This is a genomic window from Bradyrhizobium sp., from assembly GCF_049512235.1.
GTDB lineage: Bacteria > Pseudomonadota > Alphaproteobacteria > Rhizobiales > Xanthobacteraceae > Bradyrhizobium.
In genome coordinates this window covers 1-4,580 of the sequence record NZ_JBEKXH010000503.1, presented here as the reverse complement: position 1 = coordinate 4,580, position 4,580 = coordinate 1, and the positions used below count along the sequence as shown (strand labels likewise).

Below are 4,580 nucleotides of genomic sequence, written 5' to 3'. Positions count from 1 at the left end.
AACCAGGCTGAAGACCAACGGAAGGCCATCATCGGTCTGCTTCAGGACCGCCGCGCCGCCTGAGGTGGCCGAAATCTGCGCCCGGCGCCTGGACGAGACATGAGGCTTTGCGACATGAGATTTTGGCAGCATAGCTCCGATACTGAAAACGCGCAGGCAGAGGCCATCAGCCGATCGCAGGCCGTGATCGAATTCGGCATGGACGGTGTGGTCATTACCGCCAACCAGAAGTTTCTTGACGCGCTCGGCTACACGCTCGCGGAAATCAAGGGCAAGCACCACAGCATGTTCGTCGAGCCGGAGATGCGCGACGGCGCGGCCTATCGCGGGTTCTGGGACGGTCTCAGGCGCGGCGAGTTTCAGGCCTCCGAATACAAGCGGATCGGCAAGGGCGGCCGCGCGGTGTGGATTCAGGCCTCCTACAATCCGATCCTGGATCGTCATGGCAAGCCTGTCAAAATCATCAAATTTGCGACCGACATCACCGCGCAGAAGATCCGCAGCATGGAAGACGCCGGCAAGATCGCCGCCATTCTTCGTGCCCAGGCGGTGGTCGAATTCAATCTGGACACCACCATCGTGACCGCCAATGATATCTTCCTCAAGTCCCTTGGCTATACACTTGCCGAAATCCAGGGCAAGCATCACAGCATGTTCGTCGAGCCGGCGATGCGCGACAGCGCCGGGTATCGGGAGTTCTGGGCGAGCCTGAACCGCGGCGAATATCAAGCGGCGGAATACAAGCGGCTCGGCAAGGCCGGCAAGGAAGTCTGGATTCTCGCGACCTATAATCCGATCCTCGACGAAAGGGGCAAGCCCTTCAGAATCGTGAAGTTCGCCACCGATGTCACCGAACAGAAATTGAAGACCGCGGATTTCGAGGGACAGCTCGCGGCCATCGGCAAGTCGCAGGCGGTGATCGAATTCACCATGGACGGCACGATCCTGACCGCGAATGATAATTTCCTGAAGGCACTCGGCTATTCGCTGGGCGAAATCAAGGGCAAGCACCACCGCATCTTTGTCGATCCCGCCGAACGCGACGGCGCGGCCTATCGCGATTTCTGGACGCAGTTGCAACGGGGGCAGTATGCCGCTGCGGAATTCAAGCGCATCGGCAAGGACGGCCGGGATGTCTGGATCCAGGCCTCCTACAATCCGATTCTTGACCTGAATGGCAGGCCGTTCAAGGTGGTGAAATACGCCACCGACACCACCGCGCAGGTGATCGCCCGCCGGAAGAGCGAGAACGTTCGCTACATGATGGAATCGGTCGCCGCCGGAGCCGACGATCTGAAAGTCTCTGTCCGTAACATCTCGGACGCGATGATCAAATCCCGGGATACGGCGTCGACGGCGGTGTTACAGGTCGACAACGCCGATCAGCAGGCCCAGCGCCTGACCGCGGCCGCCAGTGCCATGGGCGGCATCGTTGAATTGATCGGGAGCATCACCGGCCAGATCAATTTGCTGGCTCTCAACGCCACGATCGAATCCGCGCGCGCCGGCGAAGCCGGCCGGGGGTTTGCAGTGGTCGCTTCCGAGGTCAAGAACCTCGCTAATCAGGCCAAGCAGGCCACCGACAAGGTCGGGAGCGAAATCGAAAGCCTCAATGTCATTTCGGGTGACGTGGTCAGCGCGCTCAAGGTCATCAAGTGCGCGATCGAGAACGTCAACGAGTATGTGACCTCTACCGCCGCGTCCATCCAGGAACAGAGCGCGGTAACGGAAGTGATGTCATCGAACATGAAAGCCGCCGCCGCCGAAGCCGCCGGCACCGCGGCCTGACGCCGCTGCCAACTTAAGCACCGGGCCCCGGCGCGGGCGCCGGGGCTGGCTGGCGGAACAGGATTCGCTGGTACAGCCAGCCGATCGCCACCAGCACCAGGCCGAGGCAGATGAATGACAGTGCGCGGTAGACGCCTGTCAGCGACGCCATGTCGATCAGGAACGACTTCAGGATCGTCAGTGCGATGACGGCGGCCGGGATGCTCTCGATCGTCTCGAGCGCCGGCCGCGCACGAGCAGGCGCGGCGCGGGCCGCTCCTGCAGCACCTCGCGACCGAAGCGGAACAGCGCGGCAGGCCGTCCGCCTGTTTGTGTCGACATCACGCCGCTCGGTTCGACCAGGGCGCCGGCCTCCACCAGCCCGCGAAAATTCTGCTCGTGCTTTTCGCCGATCTGGCGTCGTTGCAGGACATCAGTCGAGGTCGATGCGGAACGGGCGGCCCTCGACCATCATGCTGCCCGGGCCCATTTCGTCCAGCGCACGCAGCATGCGCCCCTCCCGTCCCAGCGCCTTGTCCGCCAGACTGACGATCAACCGGTTCGGTGAGGCGATCGGGGAGGCGGCGCGAATTTGCCGGGCGATCGAAAGTTCATCACGATGCGGATTGAGCGCACAGACGGCCGCAAAGGCGCTCGCGGTGGAGCGGCTGATGCCGGCATAGCAATGGACGACGAGCGGCGCGCTGCGATTCCAGCCGCGCACGAAGTTGAGGACCTGTTCGATATGGATATCCGAAGGCGCGATAAAACCATGGATCGGTTCGGTGATATCGTCGATCTGGACTTTGAGATGATTGGCCGGAAGCACCGACTCCGGCCGTTGCACCTGATCGACATTGGCCATCACGGTAAGGACGTGACTGGCGCCGGTGGCTTTGACGGTGTCGGGCAGGGCGGCGAGCGAGCAGACGTGGATCATGGCGTTCCTTTTGTCGAACGGAATATAAACCCGCGCGACCGGCGGTGAAAGGTTGTTCGGTTGAAGGGTGGGCAAAGGCGCGCTTTCGCGCCGTGCCCACCATGATTTCCGCGGTAGAAGTATGGTGGACACGCTATCGACCCCGCGCATTCGTGCGACTCGTTGGCTTTTGCCCACCCTACGGCTGCAACTACAACGGCGATGAGACCGTCTTGAACCGTGCCAGGAACCGCTTCTCGGCCTTGGCCGCCGTCCACGGCGTCAGGTAATCCTGCCGGGTTGTCTCGGGCAGGCCGGGGTTCTGTCCGAACAGACGCTTCGCCTCGCCTTGTTCGAATCCTGCAAGCTCCGTTGCCTCGAGATAGGCCGCGCCCCGGTCGGCCTGCTTGATCTTCTGCTCGATCTCCGGCCGCAACACCGGCGGCAGTCCGAAGCGGATGTGGATTGCCGCGAGCAGCCTTTTTTCCACCGCCTTGTAGTCGCCGCCAAGCACCGCCTTGAACGGCGAGATCATGTCGCCGATGACATATTCGGGCGCATCGTGCAGCAGCGCCGCCAGCCGCAACCTGTCGTCGACGCGCGGGATCCGCTCGCGCATCACGGCATCGACCAACAGCGTGTGCTGCGCCACCGAGAAGATGTGGGCGCCGCGGGTCTGACCGTTCCAGCGCGCGACGCGCGCCAGGCCATGGGCGATATCAGCGATTTCGACATCCAGCGGCGAGGGGTCCAGGAGATCGAGGCGGCGCCCCGACAACATCCGCTGCCAGACCCGGGGGGAGGTTTGCGGCGCGGGCAATTCCTGTTGCCCCGTCATTTGACTTCAAGGCGCGGCGCCCGATGCGCTGCGCCGCAGCTTTGGTGGCAAAAGCAGGTCACCAGATGATCGTTGACCATGCCGGTGGCCTGCATGAATGCGTAGACGATGGTCGGACCGACGAATTTGAATCCGCGCCCTGCCAGGTCCTTGGAGATCTTGATCGAGAGCGGCGTCGATGCCGGCACGCTGGCGGTGGTCTTGAAATGATTGACCTTCGGCCTGCCGTCGACAAAATCCCAGAGCAATTTCGAAAAGCCGGGGCCATCATCGATGATCTTGAGATAGGCCTTTGCACTTGCTACCGTGCCCTCGATCTTGGCGCGGTTGCGCACAATGCCGGTGTCGTTCATCAGCGCGTGGACCTTGGCGGCATTGTAACGCGCGATCTTCTCGGGGCGGAAATCGTCGAACGCCTTGCGGAAATTGTCGCGCTTGCGCAGGATCGTAATCCAGGACAGCCCGGCCTGGAAACCGTCGAGGATGAGCTTTTCGTACAGCGCGCGGTCGTCATATTCAGGTACGCCCCATTCGCTGTCGTGATAGGCCATATAAAGCGGGTCTTGCCCCGGCCAGGGACAGCGCGTCAGGCCATCGGCATGCAGGCGCGCCGAACGGCTCATGCCACAGTCTGCTTCGGCGCGATCAACAGCTCATCTCCTCCGGCAAGCCGGATCGCGATGCCACCCGCGGTCAGCTTCATTCCGGCCTGGAGCGCGTCGGCAGCGCGGTCGATTCTGATCAGTGCCAGCCCGCAATGACCTGCCGCTGATCCCATGGTGCCCACCGCTTTGTCGCCGGCAAGGATGGTAGCGCCTACTTCCGGCGCCGGGCCGTCAAGATCAACGCGAATCGTCCGCGTGCGTGCGGTACCGCGATGCTGCATGCGCGACACTACCTCTTGTCCGACATAACAACCCTTGGCGAAATCGATGCCGTGCAGGCGATCCATGTTGCTTTCGTGCGGAAATGCATTGCCATACATGAAATCCATGCCGCCGAGCGGAACACCCGCAGCGATCCGGTGGATGTCATAGGCCGTGCTGTCGAGCAGTT

The 4,580-nt window shown here is 62.2% G+C and carries 5 protein-coding genes and 2 pseudogenes; 1 reads left to right on the top strand and 6 read right to left on the bottom strand.

Going from position 1 to position 4,580, the window contains the following annotated elements; genetic code table 11:
* Positions 1–114: 114 nt before the first annotated feature.
* Positions 115–1,788: a methyl-accepting chemotaxis protein gene (locus tag ABSG20_RS30465; RefSeq protein ID WP_423868166.1), complete on the top strand. Its 1,674-nt coding sequence runs from the start codon at positions 115–117 to the stop codon at positions 1,786–1,788.
* Positions 1,789–1,801: 13 nt separating this feature from the next.
* On the opposite strand, the pseudogene ABSG20_RS30460 reads toward ABSG20_RS30465, so the two are convergent.
* The 6 genes and pseudogenes from ABSG20_RS30460 to ygfZ all read right to left on the bottom strand — a co-directional run.
* Positions 1,802–1,984: pseudogene (locus ABSG20_RS30460) on the bottom strand (DUF2339 domain-containing protein); the annotation flags it as partial.
* Positions 1,966–2,169 (bottom strand): annotated as a pseudogene (locus tag ABSG20_RS30455) (hypothetical protein); the annotation flags it as partial. The pseudogenes ABSG20_RS30460 and ABSG20_RS30455, both read right to left, overlap by 19 nt.
* 31 nt (positions 2,170–2,200) lie before the next feature.
* Complete coding sequence (locus ABSG20_RS30450; RefSeq protein WP_423868167.1) at positions 2,201–2,707, bottom strand: tyrosine phosphatase family protein; 507 nt, start codon at positions 2,705–2,707, stop codon at positions 2,201–2,203.
* A gap of 190 nt (positions 2,708–2,897) precedes the next feature.
* Positions 2,898–3,524 carry a YfbR-like 5'-deoxynucleotidase gene (locus ABSG20_RS30445; RefSeq protein WP_423868165.1) on the bottom strand — a complete coding sequence of 209 codons (627 nt, stop codon included), beginning with the start codon at positions 3,522–3,524 and terminating at the stop codon, positions 2,898–2,900.
* On the bottom strand, positions 3,521–4,147 hold the full coding sequence (locus ABSG20_RS30440; protein ID WP_423868164.1) for a DNA-3-methyladenine glycosylase I: 627 nt from the start codon (positions 4,145–4,147) through the stop codon (positions 3,521–3,523). Before ABSG20_RS30440 ends, ABSG20_RS30445 begins: the two co-directional genes overlap by 4 nt.
* Positions 4,144–4,580 (bottom strand): CAF17-like 4Fe-4S cluster assembly/insertion protein YgfZ (gene ygfZ / locus ABSG20_RS30435; RefSeq protein WP_423868163.1); only part of this gene is annotated, 437 nt, incomplete at its 5' end. The genes ygfZ and ABSG20_RS30440, both read right to left, overlap by 4 nt.